General features: G+C 75.6%; 17 protein-coding genes and 1 riboswitch. Of the genes, 9 read left to right on the plus strand and 8 right to left on the minus strand.

Annotated elements, in window-relative coordinates; all coding sequences use genetic code 11:
* Nucleotides 1–86 precede the first annotated feature (86 nt).
* Nucleotides 87–1,028 carry a PPK2 family polyphosphate kinase gene (locus tag ACSNOA_RS30225; RefSeq protein WP_436663157.1) on the minus strand — a complete coding sequence of 314 codons (942 nt, stop codon included), beginning with the start codon at nt 1,026–1,028 and terminating at the stop codon, nt 87–89.
* Between the two features lie 142 nt (nt 1,029–1,170).
* Between ACSNOA_RS30225 and sigJ the strand changes: the two genes are divergently transcribed.
* On the plus strand, nt 1,171–2,133 hold the full coding sequence (sigJ, locus tag ACSNOA_RS30230) for an RNA polymerase sigma factor SigJ (protein WP_436663158.1): 963 nt from the start codon (nt 1,171–1,173) through the stop codon (nt 2,131–2,133).
* Between the two features lie 15 nt (nt 2,134–2,148).
* Here sigJ and ACSNOA_RS30235 read toward each other — a convergent pair whose 3' ends face one another.
* Complete coding sequence (locus ACSNOA_RS30235) at nt 2,149–2,655, minus strand: DUF402 domain-containing protein (protein WP_436663159.1); 507 nt, start codon at nt 2,653–2,655, stop codon at nt 2,149–2,151.
* 80 nt (nt 2,656–2,735) lie between these two features.
* Here ACSNOA_RS30235 and ACSNOA_RS30240 point away from each other — a divergent pair, with 80 nt between their 5' ends.
* Nucleotides 2,736–5,021, plus strand: a complete 2,286-nt coding sequence (locus tag ACSNOA_RS30240; RefSeq protein ID WP_436663423.1) for an ATP-dependent DNA helicase — start codon at nt 2,736–2,738, stop codon at nt 5,019–5,021.
* Nucleotides 5,022–5,379: 358 nt separating this feature from the next.
* Here ACSNOA_RS30240 and ACSNOA_RS30245 read toward each other — a convergent pair whose 3' ends face one another.
* The gene (locus ACSNOA_RS30245) at nt 5,380–6,687 is read right to left on the minus strand and encodes an AI-2E family transporter (RefSeq protein ID WP_436663160.1); all 1,308 of its coding nucleotides are present in this window, start codon (nt 6,685–6,687) and stop codon (nt 5,380–5,382) included.
* A 159-nt stretch (nt 6,688–6,846) separates the two neighbouring features.
* On the opposite strand from ACSNOA_RS30245, the gene ACSNOA_RS30250 reads away from it, so the two are divergent.
* A complete protein-coding gene (locus ACSNOA_RS30250; protein ID WP_436663161.1) occupies nt 6,847–7,173 on the plus strand; it encodes a GroES family chaperonin in 327 nt (108 codons plus the stop codon).
* A 76-nt stretch (nt 7,174–7,249) separates the two neighbouring features.
* Nucleotides 7,250–7,417: a hypothetical protein gene (locus ACSNOA_RS30255; RefSeq protein WP_165947321.1), complete on the plus strand. Its 168-nt coding sequence runs from the start codon at nt 7,250–7,252 to the stop codon at nt 7,415–7,417.
* A gap of 60 nt (nt 7,418–7,477) precedes the next feature.
* On the opposite strand, the gene ACSNOA_RS30260 is transcribed toward ACSNOA_RS30255, so the two are convergent.
* A complete protein-coding gene (locus tag ACSNOA_RS30260; protein WP_436663162.1) occupies nt 7,478–8,971 on the minus strand; it encodes a PrsW family intramembrane metalloprotease in 1,494 nt (497 codons plus the stop codon).
* A 23-nt stretch (nt 8,972–8,994) separates the two neighbouring features.
* Nucleotides 8,995–9,116, plus strand: a riboswitch (SAM riboswitch).
* Between the two features lie 45 nt (nt 9,117–9,161).
* Between ACSNOA_RS30260 and ACSNOA_RS30265 the strand changes: the two genes are divergently transcribed.
* Nucleotides 9,162–10,427, plus strand: coding sequence for an aminotransferase class V-fold PLP-dependent enzyme (locus tag ACSNOA_RS30265; RefSeq protein ID WP_436663163.1), 1,266 nt, complete (start codon nt 9,162–9,164; stop codon nt 10,425–10,427).
* Nucleotides 10,428–10,444: 17 nt separating this feature from the next.
* On the opposite strand, the gene ACSNOA_RS30270 is transcribed toward ACSNOA_RS30265, so the two are convergent.
* A complete protein-coding gene (locus ACSNOA_RS30270) occupies nt 10,445–11,707 on the minus strand; it encodes an FUSC family protein (RefSeq protein WP_436663164.1) in 1,263 nt (420 codons plus the stop codon).
* 79 nt (nt 11,708–11,786) lie between these two features.
* Here ACSNOA_RS30270 and ACSNOA_RS30275 point away from each other — a divergent pair, with 79 nt between their 5' ends.
* A complete protein-coding gene (locus tag ACSNOA_RS30275) occupies nt 11,787–12,428 on the plus strand; it encodes an HD domain-containing protein (protein ID WP_436663165.1) in 642 nt (213 codons plus the stop codon).
* A gap of 11 nt (nt 12,429–12,439) precedes the next feature.
* Here ACSNOA_RS30275 and ACSNOA_RS30280 read toward each other — a convergent pair whose 3' ends face one another.
* On the minus strand, nt 12,440–12,778 hold the full coding sequence (locus ACSNOA_RS30280) for a DUF4031 domain-containing protein (protein WP_436663166.1): 339 nt from the start codon (nt 12,776–12,778) through the stop codon (nt 12,440–12,442).
* A 69-nt stretch (nt 12,779–12,847) separates the two neighbouring features.
* Between ACSNOA_RS30280 and ACSNOA_RS30285 the strand changes: the two genes are divergently transcribed.
* The gene (locus ACSNOA_RS30285) at nt 12,848–14,248 is read left to right on the plus strand and encodes an FAD-binding oxidoreductase (protein WP_436663167.1); all 1,401 of its coding nucleotides are present in this window, start codon (nt 12,848–12,850) and stop codon (nt 14,246–14,248) included.
* Nucleotides 14,249–14,269: 21 nt separating this feature from the next.
* Here ACSNOA_RS30285 and ACSNOA_RS30290 read toward each other — a convergent pair whose 3' ends face one another.
* Nucleotides 14,270–14,797: a hypothetical protein gene (locus ACSNOA_RS30290; RefSeq protein WP_436663168.1), complete on the minus strand. Its 528-nt coding sequence runs from the start codon at nt 14,795–14,797 to the stop codon at nt 14,270–14,272.
* Between the two features lie 91 nt (nt 14,798–14,888).
* Nucleotides 14,889–16,697 carry a glycerol-3-phosphate dehydrogenase/oxidase gene (locus tag ACSNOA_RS30295; RefSeq protein ID WP_436663424.1) on the minus strand — a complete coding sequence of 603 codons (1,809 nt, stop codon included), beginning with the start codon at nt 16,695–16,697 and terminating at the stop codon, nt 14,889–14,891.
* Nucleotides 16,698–17,029: 332 nt separating this feature from the next.
* Here ACSNOA_RS30295 and ACSNOA_RS30300 point away from each other — a divergent pair, with 332 nt between their 5' ends.
* Together ACSNOA_RS30300 and ACSNOA_RS30305 are read left to right on the plus strand one after the other, a co-directional pair.
* A complete protein-coding gene (locus ACSNOA_RS30300) occupies nt 17,030–19,609 on the plus strand; it encodes a S8 family serine peptidase (RefSeq protein WP_436663170.1) in 2,580 nt (859 codons plus the stop codon).
* A 49-nt stretch (nt 19,610–19,658) separates the two neighbouring features.
* Nucleotides 19,659–20,594 carry a GNAT family N-acetyltransferase gene (locus tag ACSNOA_RS30305; protein WP_436663171.1) on the plus strand — a complete coding sequence of 312 codons (936 nt, stop codon included), beginning with the start codon at nt 19,659–19,661 and terminating at the stop codon, nt 20,592–20,594.
* Nucleotides 20,595–20,627 lie beyond the last annotated feature (33 nt).

The following is a 20,627-nucleotide window of genomic DNA, read 5'->3' on the forward strand; positions in this document are numbered from 1 at the left end:
CCGGGCGCCTGCCCTGGGAATGCTAGGAAACGCCAACAGCGGGAAATCCCCGGCCCACCCCTGGCCAGCCCGCATTCACTGGTCGTTCACCTCTCGTTCACCTCGGCCGTCCCACGCGCCACCGCTCCCCCGGCCAGCAGCCGCTCGCGCTCCCACGCCACGTCGAAACCGGCTGGCGGATACCCCAGTCGAAGAGTGTCGAACGTCTCCCGGAGCAGATGGGCGACCGCCCAGTCCCGGTACCACTTCCGGTCGGCGGGCACCACGAACCACGGCGCGGCGTCCGTGCCGCACCGGCTCAGCGCCTCGGCGTACGCGGCCTGGTAGTCGTTCCACCGGGCCCGGGCGTCGACGTCGGAGGGGTTGTACTTCCAGTGCTTGCGCGGGTCGTCGAGCCGTTGGAGCAGCCGCTCGCCCTGCTCGGCGTACGAGATGTGCAGCATCACCTTCACGACGGTCACCCCGCCGTCGGTCAGCTCCCGCTCGAAGGCGTTGATCTCGTCGTACCGGGCCCGCCAGGTGGCCTCCGGCACCAGCGACTCGACCCGCGCCACGAGCACGTCCTCGTAGTGCGAGCGGTTGAAGATGCCGACGTGGCCGGGCTGCGGCAGGGCCCGGCGGATCCGCCACAGGAAGTCGTGGCGCAGCTCCTCGGGCGTCGGCGGCCCGAACGAACGGATGTCCAGGCCGAGCGGGTTCAGGGCGCCCGCCACCCGCTTGATGGCACCGTCCTTGCCCCCGGAGTCCATGGCCTGGAGCACGAGCAGCACCCGCCGCGCCGGCCCGGCCTCGGCGGCCTTCGCGGAGGCGTACAACATCTCCTGCTGGCGGGCGAGTTCCGCGCCCACCAGACGGACCTGCGCCCGGGCCCACGCCTTGCGGCGCTCCCCCGTGACAGCCGGGCCGGGCAGGCCCGGCGTCGACCTCGGGTCGACGGCGCCTAGGTCGACCGGCGCCGACACCCGCAGCAGCTTCCGCATCGACCCACCGACCGGCGGCGTGATCTCCGTCTCCCGAGGTGCGCTCATCACCGGATCATCACCCAACCGCCCCGGATCCGCCCGTCGAGCGGGCGGCACGACGCCACTGTCACGTTCGGGGCGGCGGAAACGTCCAGTGGGCGGGAGGATGTGCGCCGGGACGGCGTCGTCCGTCGGGGAGGAGCGTGCGGTGCGGGATCTGGCGACGGAGTTCGAGGCCGAACGGGGACGGCTGCGGGCCGTGGCCCACCGGATGCTGGGCAGCCGGAGCGAGGCCGAGGACGCCGTCCAGGAGACCTGGCTGCGGTACGCGAACGCGCTCGCCGACCCCGCCGCACGGGAGGAGATCCGCGACCTGCGCGGCTGGCTCACGACCACCTGCGCGCGGATCTGCCTCGACGTGCTCCGCTCCGCCCGGGTCCGCCGCGAGGCGTACGTCGGTCAGTGGCTGCCGGAGCCGGTGGTGACCCCCGTCGAGGCCCCCCGGGGCGACGGCTTCGCCCCCGACCCGGCCGAGCGGGCGGTCCGCACCGACCAGCTCGGCACGGCGCTGCTCGTGGTCCTGGAACGGCTCGCCCCGGAGCAGCGGGTCGCGTTCGTCCTGCACGACGTGTTCGCGGTGCCGTTCGCAGGTGTCGCCGAGGTGCTCGGCACCACCGAGGTCACCGCCCGGCAGCTCGCCTCCCGGGCCCGCCGGGCGGTCGCCGCTCCCGATGCGCCCCGCCACAACGCCGACCCGGCCGAGCAGCGGCGCGTCGTCGAGGCGTTCGTCGCCGCCACCGAGTCCGGCGAGCTGGACCGGCTCCTCGAGGTGCTCGCCCCCGACGTGGTCTTCGTCGGCGACAGCGGCGGGCAGTTCCCCGCCGCCCGCCGGCCGGTGGTCGGCGCGGAGGCGGTCGGCCGCTTCGCGCTGGGCCTGTTCGGCCGGGCCGGCCGCTACCGGCACCGGGTGCTGGGCCGGCCCGTGCTGGTCGACGGCGCGCTCGGCCTCCAGATCGAGACGGTGCACACCGACGGCCGCCCGCTCCGGATGATCACCGCGTTCACGGTGCACGACGGCCGGATCACCGGCGTCTTCAACCAGCTCAACCCCGACAAGCTCGCAGGGCTGCCCCCGCTCGACCCCACCGAGGAGTGGCCGCCGCGCTGGTGAGCCGGCGCCGCCGGGTCAGACCACCAGGGCCAGCCACTTGCGGTACGACGTGGCGAACGGCTCCGTGCCGTCGCCGAGCGCGCCCAGGAGCCAGCGGGCCGCCGCCTCGGCCTCGACCACCAGCTCGTCCGGGTAGCCGAAGCGCACCCGGTGCTCGGCGAACTCGTCCTCGTCGCGCAGCTCCACGGCCCCGGTGGCCCGCCGGCGCACCACGTCCAGGTCGAGGTCGAAGAGGTGGACGGTGTCGTCGGACTCCCACCGGGCCGGGCTCGCGATGTCACAGTAGACCTCGCTGGTACGCGGCGGCGGGTTGAACATGCCGGTCCACCAGGCGTGGTGCGGCACCAGCAGGACGAAGGGGATCTGCTCCACCGAGGGCCGGCCGTGGTAGACCGACTTCGTGCCGGCGGGCACGCCGAGCCAGACGCCGAGGTCGTCCTCCGTGAGCCGGCGGGCCGGGTAGTCGCGGTGGGCGCTGCCGTCGTACTTGCGGTAGATCACGCGGACCACGTCGCTCGGCATGAGTCGCACCCTAACCGATACCGCCCACTCGTCGTAGCGCCGGAGTAACCGGTCGGAACTCCGTGACCGCCACGCGGCGGATCGGCGCGGTGGGTGTCGGCGGCGGCGGGTACCGTCGCACGGTGACTCCGCCCCGTGCCGCCACCGGTTCCGCCACCCCGTCGGCCCGCACGGGGCGTCGCCGGGGCGCCCGGCCGAGCGGCGCGGAGCTGCTCGCCGCCGCCGTGGGCGCCGTTCCCGGCGGCGCCGCCCGCCCCGGCCAGCAGGAGATGGCGGCGGCCATCGAGGAGTGCGTGGCCTCCCGCGACCATTTGCTGGTCCAGGCGGGCACGGGCACCGGCAAGTCGCTGGCGTACCTCGCCCCGGCCCTCACCGTCGACGGGCCGGTGGTGGTCTCCACCGCCACCCTGGCCCTGCAGTCCCAGCTCGTCGACCACGACCTGCCCCGGCTCGCCGACGCGGTCGAGCCGCTGCTCGGCCGCCGGCCCACGTTCGCGGTGCTCAAGGGACGCCACCACTACCTGTGCCTGGCCCGGCTCGACAACTCGACCGCGGACGAGCCGGAGGACGCGCTCTTCGACGCCCCCGCCGCCCGCCCGGCCGGCGGGAAGTGGCTCGGCGAGGCGGGCCGCCTCGGCAAGCAGGTCGAGCGGCTGCGCGAGTGGGCCGAGAAGACCGAGACCGGCGACCGCGACGAGCTGGATCCGGGCGTCGACGACCAGGCGTGGCGGCTGGTGTCCATGCCCGCGCGGGAGTGCGTGGGTGCGAGCCGCTGCCCGTTCGGCGCCGAGTGCTTCGCGGAGGCGTCGCGGGCCCGCGCCCGGGAAGCCGACATCGTGGTCACCAACCACAGCCTCCTCGCCGTCGACATGCTCGCCGGGCGGCAGATCGTGCCGCCGCACAAGCTGCTCGTCGTCGACGAGGCACACGAACTCGCCGACCGGGTCTCCTCGGCCGCCCAGGCGGAGCTGGTGCCCGAGCTGATCGACAGGTCCACCCGCCGGGCCCGGCCGCTGCTGCGGCCCGAGACCGCCGAGGCGCTCACGGCCGCCGGCGACGCCCTGGCCGTCGGGCTCGCCGAGGCGCCGGCCGGGCGGATCACCGCCGGCCTCCCGGCGCCCCTGCGCGAGGCGTGCACCCTGCTCGACGCCGCCACCCGGGCCGCGCTCGACGCCATCGGCGACGTCAAGGCCGACGACCCCGATCCGGTACGCAAGCAGCAGGCCCGGGCCGCCCTCGACGAGCTGTCCACCACGGCCCAGCGGCTGCTCGAGGAGAACGAGCACGACGTGGCCTGGGTGGAGAAGCCCGACAACGGCGGCCGCCGGGCGCTCGTGGTGGCGCCGCTCTCGGTCGCCGGCACCCTCGCCACCCACCTGTACGACGAACGCACCGTCGTGGCCACCTCCGCCACCCTGACCCTGGGCGGCCGGTTCGACACGGTGGCCCGGGCGCTCGGGCTGGACGCCCCGGCCCCGTCGCCGCCGTCCCCGGCGGCCGCCGCGCTGGCCGCCTCGACCAGCCGCCCGGGCCGCGAGGCCCCCACGGGTTCGGATGAGAGCGGCGCGGCAGGGCGCTCCGGCGGCGCGACAGGGTCCTCCGGCGGCGCGACAGGCTCGCCCGGCGGCGCGACAGGCTCCTCCGGCGGCGCGACACCGGGCGGGCGGGCAGCGGCCGTCCCGGCCACCAGCGGGCCGGGCTGGCGGTCACTGGACGTCGGGTCGCCCTTCGACTACGCCCGGCAGGGCATCCTCTACGTGGCCGCGCACCTGCCCCGCCCCAGTGTCTCGGGCCTGCCCGACGCCGCGGGCGCGGAGCTGCTGTCGCTGGTCGAGGCGCTCGGTGGCCGTACGCTCGGCCTCTTCTCCTCACGGCGGGCCGCACAGCAGGCCGCGGAGCTGCTCCGCGCGCGCACCGACCTGCCGGTGCTGCTTCAGGGCGAGGAGGCGCTGCCACTGCTGGTACGCCGGTTCCGGGAGGAGCGGTCCAGCTGCCTGTTCGGGGTGATGTCGCTCTGGCAGGGCGTGGACGTGCCGGGCGACTCCTGCCAACTCGTGGTGATCGACCGGCTGCCCTTCCCCCGGCCGGACGAGCCGCTCGCGGCAGCCCGGGCGGCGGCCGTCGACGCGAGCGGCGGCTCCGGCTTCGCGGCGGTGAGCGTGCCCATCGCGGCCGTCCGGCTGGCCCAGGGCGTCGGTCGGCTCATCCGCGCCACCGGGGACCGGGGCGTGGTCGCGGTGCTCGACTCGCGGCTGGAGACGGCACGGGGCTACGGCCCGTTCCTGCGCCGGTCGCTGCCACCGTTCTGGTACACGACGCGCCGGGACGTCGTCCACGGCGCCCTGCAACGCCTCGCCGCCTCCTGACCCGGCGCCCCGCCCGGGCCGGCCCAGCCCGCGGGCTGGGCCGGGGGCGGGTTTGCGCCCGCTCGCCGCTGCGCAGGTCGCGGGCCGCGCCCGCCGAGGGCGGCAGGCTGCGCCGCCGACGCTCCCTTCGCTCCAAGATCCGCACAACTTCGGGAAAGTTGTTGCCTCCGAGCGCCGGGAGGCAACAATTTCCGGGATGTTGCGCGGATCTTGGGGGCGCTGCGCGGATCTTGGGGGCGCAGCGCCGATCTTGGGGGCGCAGCGCCGATCTTGGGGCGCAGCGCGGATCTTGAGGCTCGACGCGCGGGACAAGCGCGGGCTGCCCTCGGCGCGAGCTGCCCCGCGGGTGGGATGCGGGTCAGGGGGCCTGGGAGGCGACCACGACGGCGTCCGGTGGGGTGTCCGGCACCGTACGGGCGGCGAGCCGCCGGACCCCCGTGTTCAGTACGGCGATCAGCGGCACCGCGACCAGCGCCCCGGTGATCCCGGCCAGCACCACGCCGGCCGCGATGCCGATGATCACCGCGAGCGGGTGGATGGCCACCGCCCGGCCCATGATCAGCGGCTGCAGCACGTGCCCCTCGAGCTGCTGCACACCGATCACGGCACCGAGGATGATCAGCGCGGTGACCGGGCCGCTGTCGACGAGCGCGATGAGCACGGCCACCCCGCCGGAGAGGGCGGCACCGACGATCGGGATGAACGCGCCCAGGAAGACCAGCGCCGCCAGCGGGAAGGCGAACGGGATGTCGAAGATCACCAGGAAGATGCCGATGCCCACGGCGTCGATGAAGGCGACCAGCACGGTGGCCCGTACGTAGGCCACGAGGGTCGCCCAGGAGGCGCGGCCCGCGTCGTCGACCCGCCAGCGGGCGGCGACCGGCAGCAGCCGGACCAGGAAGCGCCAGATCTTGTTGCCGTCGCGCAGGAAGAAGAAGGTGGCGAACAGCACGAGCAGCGTCCCGGTGAGCACCTCGGCGAGCGTGGCGGCCGTGGTGGTCGCCGCGCTCGTGAACCGCTCGGTGTTGGCGCTGACCCACTGCTGGCCCTCGTCGATGTAGCGGTCGAGCTGCTTGTCCGAGACGTGCAGTGGGCCGGTCTTGAGCCAGTTCTGGATCTGCCGGACGCCCTGCGAGGACTTCTCGCTCAGCTCCGGCACCCCGCGGATGAACTCGTTCACCACGAGGGTCAGCGTGCCGACCACCGCGGCCAGGCCGCCGACCAGCACCACGGCCGTGGCGAGTGACCGCGGGAAGCGGGCACGCAGCAGCCACCCCACCGCCGGCGCGAGCAGCGCCGAGAGCAGCAGCGCGATGGCCAGCGGGATGATCACGATCCGGATGGTGCTGACGATGCGCAGGAGCGCCCAGGCCACCAGCCCGATCACGATGAGGCGCCAGGACCAGGCCGCCGCGATCCGCAGCCCGTGCGGCACCTCCGCGTCGTCCCGGCTGTTGGTGCTCGACACCGCGGGCTGCGGGGCGTTGGGATTCTCCCCGCCGACCACGGTGGCCGTGGGCGGAGCGACCGGTCCCGGTGTCGACGGTGACGCCACGCCGGCCTCCTCTGACGCGTCGTCGGATGCCGCCCGACCGGAGCGTACGGATGCCCGTCCCGACTCGTACGCGCGGCGGAGCTGCCCGCGTACCCGCTCGAAGCGGCTCAAGCGCACCTCCTGGCAAGACGACCCGTCCGCCCACGGCGACAGGTCGGACAGCTTACGCCGGCCCCCGCCACCATAGGGCAATTCCGCCACACATTGCCCCGGTCACCTCCCCGCCAACCAGGAACGGCCGGCCGGGTGCGACACGGTAGCGTCTGCGGCGTGACCGCCGACAAGAACCTGCCGATCCGCCTCCTGCACGACCGTGTGCTGGTGCAGTTGGAGGGGAGCGAGGGCGAACGCCGCTCCAGCGCCGGCATCGTGATCCCGGCTACCGCGGCGGTGGGAAAGCGCCTGGCCTGGGCCACCGCCGTGGGGGTGGGCCCGAACGTGCGCTCCATCGTCAGCGGCGACCGGGTCCTGTTCGACCCCGACGACCGGTCGGAGGTCGAGCTGCACGGCCGCGGCTACGTGCTGCTGCGCGAGCGGGACGTGCACGCCGTCGCCGCCGAGCGCGTCGAGACCGACGGCACGGGCCTCTACCTGTAGGACCGGACGCCGCCGACGTCGTTTGCACAGCCCTCCTCCGGGAAGCCAGCCGCACCACCGGCCCTGGGGAGGGACGATGCCCGAATGGATCAGGAAGCTGCTGTTCTGGGGCTTCATCGCGTTCCTGATCTACTTCATGGCGTTCCGGCCGGACGGCGCGGCGAACATCTTCAAGGCGATCGGTGCGGGCCTCGTGGCGATGTTCCAGGGGCTCGGTGACTTCCTCACGAGCCTGATGACCTGACCGCGCGCCGCCCGGTCAGGCACCGCTCGGTCAGGCATCGCCCGGTCAGGTCGCCGCTCGTCAGGCGCCGCCGGGCCAGCCCGGCCATGGACCCTGCCACCCGGGCACGGGCGGCGGCCCCACCACGTGGACGGGCGACGGGCCGCCGAGCACCACCGGGATCGGCACCACCGGCAGGTCCGGGGCGTCCACGGTGCGCTGGGAGCCGTCGGGGAACCGCAGGTGGTAGCGGTTGCCGTCCCACACGCCGATGGGCGCCTGCGGATCGCGGCCGACGAAGAAGGACCGGTACGCGCTGATCGCCTCCAGCAGTTCCCGCTCCTCGCGGGCGGTGCGCTCCCGGTCCTCGGCCTTGCGGTCGAGGCCGCGCAGCGACCCGTCACGCAGCAGCGCGAGCCGGGTGGCCGCGAACTGGTAGCCGCGCATCGCCCGCACGCCGGCGTCGCCGGCCACCCGGCGCGCCCAGGTCCGGGCTGCGTGCCGGCGGCCGAGGCTGCTCAGCGCCGCCACCTCGGGCGGGCTCAGCCAACCCGCCCGGACGTAGTCGGGCAGCCGCCGCTCGGTGAGCCGTCCCTCCCAGGCCCGGAGCCAGATCGCCAGCCCGACCATGCCGAAGAAGATGGGCACCATCACGCCGATGAACCCGTACAGCAGGATCAGCGCCTGGCCGGTCGCCTGACTCAGCGTCGGCAGCAGGTTCCACGTGCCGTGCAGCATCATGGCGAGCAGCAGGCCGGCGATCGGGGCGAGCACCCGGACGCGCCGGTCGGCGGAGCGGGCCGCGATGCCCAGCCCGACACCGGTCATCGAGGTGAAGAGCGGGTGGGCGAACCCGAACAGCAGGATACGGACGATGAAGGTGGCGATGACCTGCTGCGCCGCGGTCGCCGGCCCGAACCGCTCGGCGCCGGAGGCGAAGCCGTAGCCGCCCAGGTAGAGGATGTTCTCCACCATGGCGAAGCCGACGGCGGACAGCCCGCAGTAGACGAGCCCGTCGGTGATGCCGGACCACTCCCGGCGTCGGAAGACCAGCAGCAGGATCGGCCCGAGGGCCTTGGTGGTCTCCTCGACGAACGGCGCCACGAGCACGCCGGTGAGCGCGGACGGCAGGCCCGCGTCGGCGAACCGCCCGGCCGCGAAGTCGTTCACCGTGAGCGAGGCGGTCGTGGCGACGAACGCGCCCCAGCCGAAGCAGAAGATGAGGTACCGCAGCGGCTCCGGCTCGTACCGGTCCAGCCAGAGGAAGCAGGCGACCAGCACGGGCACCGGCAGGATGGCGGCCACCACGCCGATGAGCAGCGCCTGGAGGCCGATGTTCTCGCCGATCGTGTAGACGATGAAGACCGCGCACGCGGCGATGAAGGCCACCACCCCGGCGAACGCGAGGGGCCGCCGCCAGCGCCGACGCCGACGCGGCATCCGGGTGGCCACGAGGGGCGCGGCGCCGGGCGCCGGCGGTGCGGAAGGCACGGGCGGCGACGGCGGGGTTTCGCCGGGCGGGGTGTCGGCCATGCGGTCAGCGTAGCCAGCCGCGGCCGGGTGGTCCGGCCGCATCGGTTGCCGCTATGCTGCCGTCAGGTCACGAGCGCCAGCGTCAAGCCCCGGCTTGCTGGCCGGCAACCCTCGTCGAGGTTCGCGGTGGGGTGCCCCGGGTGATGACCGGGCCCGGCCCGATTCGTGCGCCGGGCAAGCGCGGACCCCGTCCCGACGCCGACCCGGGGTCCCTGGCCCCGGAGGTCCCGGCATGTCCGTCACCCTCGCACCCGCACAGCCCGCCCTGCTTTCCTCCCCGGCCGCCGCGCGGCCGCTCGACGTGCTCGGCGTGCCGGGCGAGATCAACCTGGACTACGCGGCCACCGCGCCGTGCGCGCGGGTAGCGGCCGACGCCGTGGCCGAGCTGCTTCCGTGGTACGCGAGCGTGCACCGGGGCGCCGGAGCGCTCTCCCGCCGCTGCACCCTCGCCTACGAGCGGGCCCGGCAGACCGTCGGCGACTTCTTCGGCGCCCGGGCCGACGACCACGTGATCTTCACGCGCAACACGACCGACGCGCTGAACCTGCTGGCGCGGGCGCTGCCCGCCGGCACCACCGTGGTGACGTTCGCCGGTGAGCACCACGCGAACCTGCTGCCCTGGCCCCGCGGCTCCGTACGGCTGCCGGTGCCCGCCGACCCGGCCGACGCGGTCCGGTCCCTGGACGCCGCCCTCGCCGAGCTGCGCCGGGCGGCCAACCCGGGCCTGCCGGTGCTGGTCGCGGTGACCGGGGCGAGCAACGTGACGGGCGAGCGCTGGCCGGTGGCCGACCTGGCCCGGGTGGCCCGCCGGCACCGGGCGCGGATCGCGCTGGACGCCGCCCAGCTGGCCCCGCACGCCCCCGTCGACCTACTTGCCCTCGACGTCGACTACCTCGCCGTCTCCGGTCACAAGCTCTACGCCCCGTTCGGCGCGGGCGCGCTCGTCGGGCGCGCCGACTGGCTGGACGCCGCGCCGCCGTACCTGGCGGGCGGCGGGGCCACGAGCCGGGTGGGGGCGGGCACCCACGACGTCGACTGGGCGGTGGGGCCGGCCCGGCACGAGGGCGGCACGCCGAACCTGCTCGGCGCCGTCGCGCTGGCCGCGGTCTGCGCCGCGCTCGCCGAGGCGGACCGGGACGCGCTGCACGAGGAGGAGCAGCGCCTGCTCGCCCGGCTGCGTGACGGGCTCGCCGCCCTCCCACACGTGGTGGAGCTGCGGACCTTCGGCCCCGACGCCCCCCGCGTGGGGATCGTGTCGTTCGCCGTGGCGGGTCGGGACTCCGCCGAGGTGGCGGTGGAGCTGGCCCGGGACCACGCGATCGGGGTGCGGGACGGTCTCTTCTGCGCCCATCCCCTGGCACGCCGGCTGCTCGCCGAGGCGGCCGCCCGCGCCGGCCGGCGGGACCTGCCGCCGACGGCGCTCCGCGCGAGCATCGGCGTCGGCAGCACGGCGGAGCACGTGGACCGGCTGCTCGCGGCCCTCGCCGCGCTCGCCTGACTCTGGCGGCGGGGTCCTCAGCCGACCGGGGGCGCCGTGGGGGGCTTCGGCGCGCCGGCCGGCTCCGGCGCCGCGCCCCGGGGCGCCTCCTGGTCGCCGAAGGACTTCCGGATCAGCCGGTTCGCCTCCTCCTGCTCGATGCCGGAGGCCACGAGGAGGTCGCTCGCGGCGGTACGGACCTGGGCGATCACGACGCTGCCCGAGAACCCCACCCCCTCGCCGTACGCCCGGCCGGCCTCGCTGACCGCGCGCAGCGACCGTTCCCGGGCCTGCTGCGGCTCGTCTCCCACGGCGAACTCGTGCTTGAGCAGGCGGACCGCCTCGGCGAGGTGGCCCACCGCGTCCGGCATGGGTTCGGGGATCGGCTCCTCGTCCTCGATGAGGGTGACCGACCGGCGGATGAGGGTGCCGCTGTTGCGCATCGCCCGGTCGATGGGGTCGGCAGCCTCCGCGTAGTGGGCCAGCTCGTCGCGGCGGTGCCAGCGCGCCGGCGACAGGGTGGTGGTCTCCTTCGCCCCCTCGATCGCCTCGGTGAAGGCGGCCAGCTCCTCCTTGTTGTTGCGGAGCCGGTCGAGGGCCCGCTGCACCTTCGTCCGGTCGCGCGCGCGCAGCCCGTCGGCGGCGGCGTCGAGCTGGTTGGCGAGCAGGTCCAGCGCCGGCCGGGCGGCACGGTTGAGCACGCGCAGCGGGTTGAGCGGAAACAGGATCGCGGTGACCAGCAGGGCGATACCACCGCCCACGAAGGCGTCGACGAACCGGGGTATCTCCAGGTTCTGGGTGGACGGGCTCAGCGTCACGATCAGCACTGCGGTGGCGGCCGCCTGGATGACGATCGCGACGCTCGCGCCCGCGAAGATGGTCAGCAGGATGGCGCCCGTGACGACCACGCCGAGCTGCCACGCGCCGGTGCCGACCAGGTAGATGAGTCCGTCGCCGAGCGCCACCCCGATCGCCACCCCGACGATCAGCTCCACCGTGCGGCGGAACCGTTGTCCCACCGAGGCGGCCAGGGTGCCGACCGCGGAGATCGGCGCGAAGACCGGCTGCGGGTTGCCGAGCAGCCGGTGCGAGACGACGTACGCGAGCGCGGCCGCGATCCCGGCCTGCACGGCCAGCCCCGCCGCCATACGGACGCGGTGCAACCGGTCGTGCAGCGTCGCCTTGCTGCGGTGGCGCACCTGCTCCATGGCGTCGGCGATGCGGGCGCTGTCGACGTCCGCCAGTCCCTCTTTCAACTTCGTGGGGCGCACACGCCGCAGTCGTCGACGCTCCCGAGCCACGGCCATGGCCGGTACTACCCGCGCCGGGCCGGGTGAATCCTTCCTCCCGCCGGGGGCGACGGTGCGGGAGACTCGGCAGGTGTCCGATCTTCTCGACCGGTGGACGGCCGCGGCCCGGGGCGCCGGGGCGACCGATCCGACCGCGGTGACCGACGCCGGAGACGAGCTGCTGCGCCGGTGGCGGGAGCCGCACCGGCACTACCACACGCTCGACCACCTGCGCGCCGTGCTCGACGTCGTCGACCGGTACGCCGGGCTGGCCCGACGGCCGGACCTGGTCCGGCTGGCCGCGTGGTGCCACGACGCGGTCTACGATCCGCGGGCGGCCGGCGACGCCAACGAGCGGGACAGCGCCGACCTGGCGGGACGCCTGCTCACCGGGATGGGGCTGCCGGCGGACGCGGTGGCCGAGGCGCGCCGGCTGGTGCTGCTCACGGCCGGGCACGCGGTCACCGCGGACGATCCCGACGGCGCGCTGCTCTGCGACGCCGACCTCGCCGTGCTCGCCGCCCCGACGCCGGGCTACGACCGGTACGCGGCGGCGGTCCGCCGGGAGTACGCGCACGTGCCCGACGCCGACTTCCGGGCCGGCCGGGCCCGGGTGCTCGACGCGCTGCTCGCCCTGCCCGCCCTGTTCCGCCTCCCGCCGCTGGCGGACCGGTGGGAGCGGCCGGCGCGGGCGAACCTGCACCGGGAGCTGGGGGCCCTGACCACCCCCTGAGCGGGCGTCGATCATGCAGTTGTGGTGGGTCGCAAAAGGCGCTTACGCGGTCGAATGAGGAACCACAACTGCATGATCGCCGGGGCGGGGCGGGTCAGGTGCTTCGGCCGGCGCAGCCCCGCCTCACGGAGCAGCCGGACCAGTTCGCGGCTGGGCACCACCCGCGCCCCGAGCCAGACGGCCATGGCGAACCGCTCGGCCGGGATGTCGTAGTGGTCCCGGTCGAAGCCGCGCCGGGGCGCGCCGAGGGCCTCGGCGAACGCGTGCAGTTCGGCGTACGAGACGTCGCTGACGAGGTGGGACCAGAGCCGGCCCCGGGACGGCCAGGCGGGCCGGTCCAGGTAGAGCATGCCCACCAACGTATCTCCACCATGTCGATCATGTTGATGATCGGCGGTCCGGCACCTAGCCTCTCCAGCATGGCCGGATCCCCCCTCATCGACGACCTGCGTGCCGCCCTCGGCGAGAGCGCCGTGCTGACCGATCCGGATCTGCTCCGGATGCACGAGCGCGACGAGGCCGACCTCTGCGCGGCCGGCACCCCGCTGGTCGTCACCCGGCCGCGCAGCACGGAGGAGGTCGTCGCCGTGGTGCGGGCGGCGGCCCGGCACGGCGTACCGGTGGTGCCGCAGGGCGCCCGCACGGGGCTCGCCGGTGCGGCGAACGCCGTGGACGGCGCCGTGGTGCTCAGCACGGTCGCCATGGACGAGATCCGGGAGATCGACCCGGTGAGCCGCATCGCGGTGGTGCAGCCCGGCGTGGTGAACGCGACCCTGGCGGCGGCCGTCGCGAAGCAGGGCCTCTGGTACCCGCCGGACCCGGGCTCCTGGGAGTCGTCCACGATCGGCGGCAACGTCGCCACGAACGCCGGCGGCATGTGCTGCGTGAAGTACGGCGTCACCACCGAGTACGTGCTGGGCCTGGAGGTGGTGCTCGCCTCGGGCGAGGTGCTGCGCACCGGCCGGCGGACCGCCAAGGGGGTGGCCGGCTACGACCTCACGCGGCTCTTCGTGGGCTCCGAGGGCACGCTCGGCGTGGTCACGGAGGTGACCGTCGCGCTGCGTCCCGCTCCGGCGGAGTCGCTCACCCTCGTGGCGGTCTTCCCGTCCACCGCGGCGGCCGGCACGGCGGTGGCCGACATCGCCGCCCGCGGGCTCAGCCCCAGCCTGCTGGAGCTGCTGGACCAGACCCACCTGCGGGCCATCGAGGCGTACCAGCCGATGGGCCTGCGTACCGACGCCCAGGCCCTGCTTCTGGCCGCGGCGGACACCGGCACCCGGGCCGCGGACGACCTGGCGGCCCTGGCCGAGGTCTGCGAGTCTGCCGGCGCCGACGAGGTCTACGCGGCCACCGACGCGATCGAGGCGGCGGCGCTGCTGCAGGCCCGCCGCCTGGCCCACCCGGCCATGGAGAAGTTCGCTGCCGACACGTACCCGGGCGGCAACGGCGGCCTCGTCATCGACGACGTGGCGGTGCCCCGCGGCGCGCTCGCCGCCCTGCTCGACGGCGTGGCCCGCATCGCGTCGGAGTGTGACGTGCCGATCGGCGTGGTGGGCCACGCCGGCGACGGCAACATGCACCCGAACATCGTGGTGGACCGGGCCGACCCGGCCAGCCTGGAGCGCGGCCGGCGGGCGTTCGACGAGATCATGCGGCTGGGTCTCGAGCTGGGCGGCACCTGCACCGGCGAGCACGGCGTGGGGCTGCTCAAGCGGGAGTGGCTGGCCCGGGAGATCGGGCCGGTGGGCGTACGCGTGCAGCAGGCCATCAAGGCGGCGCTGGACCCGACCGGCCTGCTGAACCCCGGCAAGGTGCTCTGAGCGACGGCCGGACGGCCCGGCTCAGCCCTTCAGCTCGGCCGGGGTGGCCTGCGTGAGCAGCAGCAGGATCTCCCCGGCCACCGGTGGGCGCGCGGCGCCGGGGCAGTCCTGCGAGGTGATGGGGCCGGCGGCCGTGAGCAGGCTGGAGGTCAGGGCGTCGATGCAGGTGGTCCGGTAGCGCCGGGCCGCGTCGGTCTCTCCGGCGAGCGCCGGGTCGGCGAGGAGCTGCTGGAGACGGCTCACCTGCTCCGCGTCGAGCTGGCCGGTCGAGTTGACCCCGTCACCGGCGCAGTCGAAGCACTTCCACGTGCCGTCCCGCTCGACCCGCAGGGTGCGCAGCGGACCGTCCCCACCGATCTGCTGGACCAGGCTGACCTGCCCCTCACCCACGGTGGTCGGCGCGTCCGGCCCCGGCAGCCCCGCGGCGTCGGTCGACGGGGGCAGTGTCTCGCTCGTGGCCGCGTGCCCCGACGAGCAGCCGGTCAGCGCGGCGGCCAGCACCGCGCCGAGAACGGGGACGAGCAGACGCGAACGGAAAGGGCGAACCACTCGCCGGAAGCTACAGCACCGCAGGTTGTGGCTGGTACCCCTACAGCCCGGTAGCTTACGGCGGCCGGAACGGCCAGCGGGGTCCCGCTGGTCAGGACGACAGTGTGGCCGGATCGCCGTCACCGCCCCGGTCGGCGGCGTACCCCCGGACGTCCGGGGCGCCGAGCCGGGCCGCGTCGGCCGCGACGTCGTCCGGCATCAGCTGGGACTGCCGCTCCGCCTCCACCCGGGCGCGGTAGTGCTCGACCTCCCGGGCGCGCCGCGCGGCGTCCCAGCCGAGCACCGCGCCCATCAGCTCGGCCGCGTGCTCGGCCGACTCGACGCCACGGTGGCTGGTCTCGAAGGAGATCCGGGTACGCCGGGTGAGCACGTCCTCCAGGTGCAGCGCCCCCTCGGCGCGGGCCGCGTAGGTGACCTCGGCGGCCAGGTACTCGGGGGCGCCGGCCAGCGGGATGCCGAGCAGGGGCTCGGCGTCGACGAGCGCGAGCAGGTCGAGGGTGAGCGTCCCGTACCGCTCCAGCAGGTGCTCCACCACGCCGACCGGCACACCGTGCCGGCGGGCGAGGTCGGCCCGGTCACGCCACATGGCGGCGTACCCGTCCGCACCGAGCAGCGGGAGGTCCGCCGTGCGCGACGGGCGGACGCCGCCGAGCCGGCGGGCGGCTCGGTCGACCACGTCCGAGGCCATCACCCGGTACGTCGTGTACTTCCCGCCGGCGACCAGCAGCAGGCCGAGCATCGGCTCGACGACGGCGTGCTCACGCGAGAGCTTCGAGGTCGAGTCGGCCTCCCCGGCCAGCAGCGGGCGCAGGCCCGCGTACACGCCCTCGATGTCGGCGGTGGTCAGCGGCCGGTCCAGCACGGTGTTGACCTGGTCGAGCAGGTAGTCGATGTCGCGGGCCGACGCCGCCGGGTGGGAACGGTCCAGCCGCCAGTCGGTGTCGGTGGTGCCGATGATCCAGTGACCGCCCCACGGGATGACGAAGAGCACGCTCGTGGCGGTGCGCAGGATCAGCCCGGCCTCGCCGGTGATCGCCGACCGCGGCACCACCAGGTGCACACCCTTGGAGGCCCGCACCCGCATCCCCGGGCGCAGCCCGACGTCGTTGAGCATCCGCGACATGTCGTCGCTCCACACCCCGGTGGCCGCGATGACCGTGCGGGCCTGCACCTCGAACTCGGCGTCCGGCGACCCGGCCGGCGCCTCGAGGTCGCGCACCCGGACGCCGGTCACCTCCCGCGCCTGCCGGATCAGGCCCACGGCGCGGGCGCTGCTCACCACGGTGGCGCCGAGGCTGGCCGCCGTGCGGGCCAGCGTCACCACGAGCCGGGCGTCGTCGACCTGCCCGTCGTAGTAGCGGATCGCGCCGGCGAGGGTGTCGGCCCGCAGGCTCGGGAAGATCCGCCGGGCCCCCTCGCGGGTCAGGTGCCGGTGCAGCGGCATGCCCCGACCGGTGCCGAAGAGGCCGGCGAAGATGTCGTACGTGGCCACGCCGGTGCCGTAGTAGGAGCGGCGGAACGTCCGGGCCGGGAGGTCGCGCAGCCCCCGGCCGGCGGGCAGCGGCACGAGGAACGGCACGGGGCGTACGAGGTGCGGCGCCAACCGGGTGGCGAGGAGCCCCCGCTCGGTGAGCGCCTCGTGCACCAGGTGGAACTCCAACTGCTCGAGGTAGCGCAGCCCGCCGTGGATGAGCTTGCTGGACCGGCTGGAGGTGCCGGCCGCGAAGTCCCGCGCCTCGACGAGGGCCACCTTCAGCCCGCGGGAGGCCGCGTCGAGCGCGGCGCCCGCCCCCGTCACCCCGCCGCCGATCACCAGCACGTCGAACCGCTCCGCCCGGAGCCTGCGCAGGTCGGCGGTGCGGCGATCGGGCGACAGCCGGCCGGCTACGGATCGGGACACGTTGGGGTCGCGCACCCGTCCACCGTAGCCGCCAAGACCATCCGTCGGCACGTCCGCCGCGGTGCCGCCGCGTCAGTTGCCCGGCGGTCGATCGGCGTCCCGGCCGGGCGGGTGGTGGACGTCCCGGGCCGGCGGTCGATCGGTTCCGGGCCGGGCGAGTGGTCGGTTCCGGGCCGGGCGAGTGGTCGACGTCCCGGGCCGACGTCTTGATCGACTCGGGTTCCTTGACGTCGCGGTGTCCGCGCCCGGTCGACACCGCGACGTCCCTGAAGGCGAGTCGATCATGGGCTCGGGGCCGTCGACGGTAGGGCGCTCGTCGTACTGTCTCCCCCATGCAGCCCGCACCCCCGCCGTGGGCCCACGCCCGCCCGTCGACCGACGCTCCGCCCGGGCCCTGGCCGGTGGTGGCGGCCGTGCTGACCGGCTGCTGGATCGTCGCCGTGACGGTGCCGGCGCAGGCCGGCGGCTGGCTGGTCGACCAGGTGCTGCTCGGCCTCGGCCGGGACCGGGTGGTCTGGCTCTGGCCGGCCCTGGGCCTGCTCACCGTCGTGCTTGTCGGGACACCCGCGCTGCTGCTCGCCCTGCTGCCCCGCTCCGCCGCCGTCCGGGCCACCGGCCGCGCCTGGCTGGGCGGCGTGCTGGTGCTCGGCGCGTTCGGGCTGCTCCGCGCCGTCCCGCCGGTGCACCACGAGGCGTACCTCGCGGGGCTTGCCGCGACGGCCGCCGTCGCGGCGCTCGTCCTGCGCCGGCTCGCCGGCCGGCGACGCGACGCCGCGCCCGCCGCCGGGTCGGCCAGCAGCCCCGCCGCCAGCGCGACCGGTCCGAGCGACGGCTCCGCCCCACACAACCCCACCGGGCCCGCCGCCGACGCGACCGGTTCGAGCGGCGCCTCCGTCCCGGACCGGCCGGCGGTGGGCGGCGCGTCCGGAACGGCCCGGGGCGGGCGGCCCCGGCCCGGTGCGGTCACGCTGCTCGCGGTCGCCGCCGGGCTCGCGCTCCTGCTGCCGTGGGCCTGGCTCGGGGCGCTCGGCGGCCTGCTGGAGACGGTGCTCGCCGCGCTGGCGGCCGCGGCCCTGGGCGCGGTGGCGGGCGCGCTGCTCGACCCGACGTTCTGGTCCCGGTTCGCGGCCGGCGACCCGCCCCGGCCGGCACGGCTCGTGCTGGTCGGTGGCCTGGTGGCCGGCGTGGCGCTGCTGCTGGTCACCGCCGGCGCCGGCCAGTCCGGCGCCCACCTGCCGGCCCTGCTCACGCTGCCTCCGACCGGCTTCGCCCTGGCCGCCCTGTACGCGGCCGCCCGCCGCGGGCACGCCGCCCGAGCGGTGACCGCCGCGCCGGCCCGGTGGCTGGTCGGGCTCGCCGCGTTCGGGCCGCTGGCCTTCGCCGACCCGGAGGAGGTCACGCTGCTCCTCGCGACGAGCCGGGACGTGCCCTTCTGGGTGGCGGTCGCCGCCGTCGCCGGGTTCGCCGTGGCGCTGCTGGTCGGCACGGCGTACGGGGTGCTGTTCGCCCGGCCGGCGGGTCGCGCGCCGAGTCGGCGGACGGCGGCCGCCACGGCCGCGGTGCTGCTCGTGGCGCTCGCGGCGGTCGACGTCGGTCCGGGCCAGCCGGGGCTGCACGGCGAACGGCTGTTCGTGGTGCTGCGCGAGCAGGCCGACCTGACCGGCATCACGGTCGCCGCGCCGGGCCGCGCCGGGCGCGACGTACGGGCCCGCGAGGTCTACCGGCGGCTCGTCGACACCGCCGAGCGGACCCAGGCCGGTCTCCGCCGCGACCTGGTGCGGCTGCGGCTGCACCCGACGTCGTACTACCTGGTCAACGCGATGGAGGTGGACGGCGGTCCGGCGGTGCGGGCCTGGCTGGCCCGCCGGCCCGAGGTGGCCCGGGTGCTGGTGAGCCAGCGGCTGCGCCCGCTGCCCGCGCCGGCCGGCGCCACCCGGGGCACCGAGCCCGCCCCGACCGGTCCGGAGTGGAACATCCGCCGGATCGGCGCCGACCGTGTGTGGTCGCAGCTCGGGGTGACCGGCGCGGGCGTCGTGATCGGCAGCTCGGACTCCGGAGTGGACGGCCGGCACCCGGCGCTGGCCGGCGGCTTCCGGGGCGGGGACGACTCGTGGTACGACCCGTGGGACGGCACCCGCCTCCCCACCGACGAGGGCGGGCACGGCACGCACACCCTCGGCAGCGCCGTCGGGCGCGACGGCATCGGTGTGGCGCCGGGCGCCCAGTGGGTGGGCTGCGTGAACCTGGATCGCAACCTCGGCAGCCCGGCGCACTACCTCGACTGCCTCCAGTTCATGCTGGCGCCGTTCCCGGCCGGCGGCGACCCGTTCATGGCCGGGCGTCCCGAGCGCGCGCCGGACATCCTCACGAACTCCTGGGGCTGCCCCGGCATCGAGGGCTGCGACCCGGGTGTGCTCCGGCCGGCCACGGCCGCGCTCGACGCGGCGGGCATCTTCGTGGTGGCCGCGGCCGGCAACACCGGCCCCTGGTGTGCCTCGATCGACGACCCACCGGCCCCGTACCCCGACGTGCTCACGGTGGGCGCGGTGGACGACCGGGACCGGGTGGCCGAGTTCTCCGCCCGGGGGCCGGTGGCGGGCGGCGCCGCGAAGCCCGACGTGCTGGCTCCCGGCGTGGGGGTGCGCTCGGCGATGCCGGGCGGCGGGTACGCCTCGCTGGACGGCACGTCGATGGCGACCCCGCAGGTGGCCGGCGTCGTGGCGCTCATGTGGTCGGCCAACCCGTCACTCGTGGGCGACCTGACCCGGACCCGGCAGCTCCTGCGGCAGACGGCGACACCGGCCACACCGACCTACCGCTCGGCCAGCCCGGGGGATGCCTGCGGCGGGCCGGCGAACGTCACGGGCGCCGGGCTGGTCGACGCGTACGCCGCCGTGCGGGCCGCCCGCTGACCGCGCGCTCTTGCGCCCACCCGTACCCGGTGATCTAGGGTCGGCCACCATGGACGCGGAGATCGACATCGTCGACCTGACCCCCGACTCGGCACCGGCCGCCGCGCGGCTCTGCGAGCGGGCGCTGGACCTGCCGGAGGACGCCGCCGAGGCGGCCGTGCTCGTGGATGCCCTCTGGACCCGGGCCGCCGCCGACCGGCCCGTCGTGGCTCTCGGCGCGTACCGCGGGTCGGAGCTGGTGGGTGTGCTCATCGGATCGCTGTCGGCGGTCGATCAGAAGCTGGGGCACGTCGACCTCATGGCGGTCGCGCCGGAGCACCGCCGCCGGGGCGTCGGCCGGGCGCTGCTGGCCGCGGGGGAACAGCGACTCGCGGGGCTGGGCGCGGGCGAGGTGCTGCTCGCCGGCAACCCGCCGTACTACGCCTGGCCCGGCATCGACGTCCGGTACACCCCGGCGGTCTGCGCCGCGCTCGCGCTTGGCTACCGGCAGGACCGGACGGCGTGGAACATGACGGCCGACCTGTCGTACGACGGGTCGCCCGCGCTGCGGTCGACGGAGGCCGCCGAGCGCCGCCTCGCCGGGCAGGGTGTGACCGTACGCCGGGCGGAGCCGGCGGACCTGCCGGCGCTCGCCGCGCTCGCCCGGGACACGTTCGGCGGTACGTGGGACGCCGAGCTGGCCGGCTCGGTGGGCCGAGCGGGGGCGGGCTGCCACCTGGCCGAACGCGACGGCGAGGTGATCGCCTTCGCCGCGTACGGGTCGTCGCGGCCGAGTTGGTTCGGGCCGATGGGCACCACCCCGGCGGCCGAGGGCTCCGGAATCGGCGGGGTGCTGCTGCGTCGCTGCCTGTCGGACCAGAGGGAGGCCGGGCACGATTCGGCGCAGATCGGGTGGGTGGGACCGGTACCGTTCTACTCGCGGAGCGCGGGAGCCCGGATCGAGCGGGTCTTCTTCCTGTACCGCAGGACCCTGGGAAATCAATAACGGGGCGAAAAGGATATAGACCTAGATAATGCC

The sequence above is a fragment of the Micromonospora sp. URMC 103 genome, from assembly GCF_051386435.1.
GTDB lineage: Bacteria > Actinomycetota > Actinomycetes > Mycobacteriales > Micromonosporaceae > Micromonospora.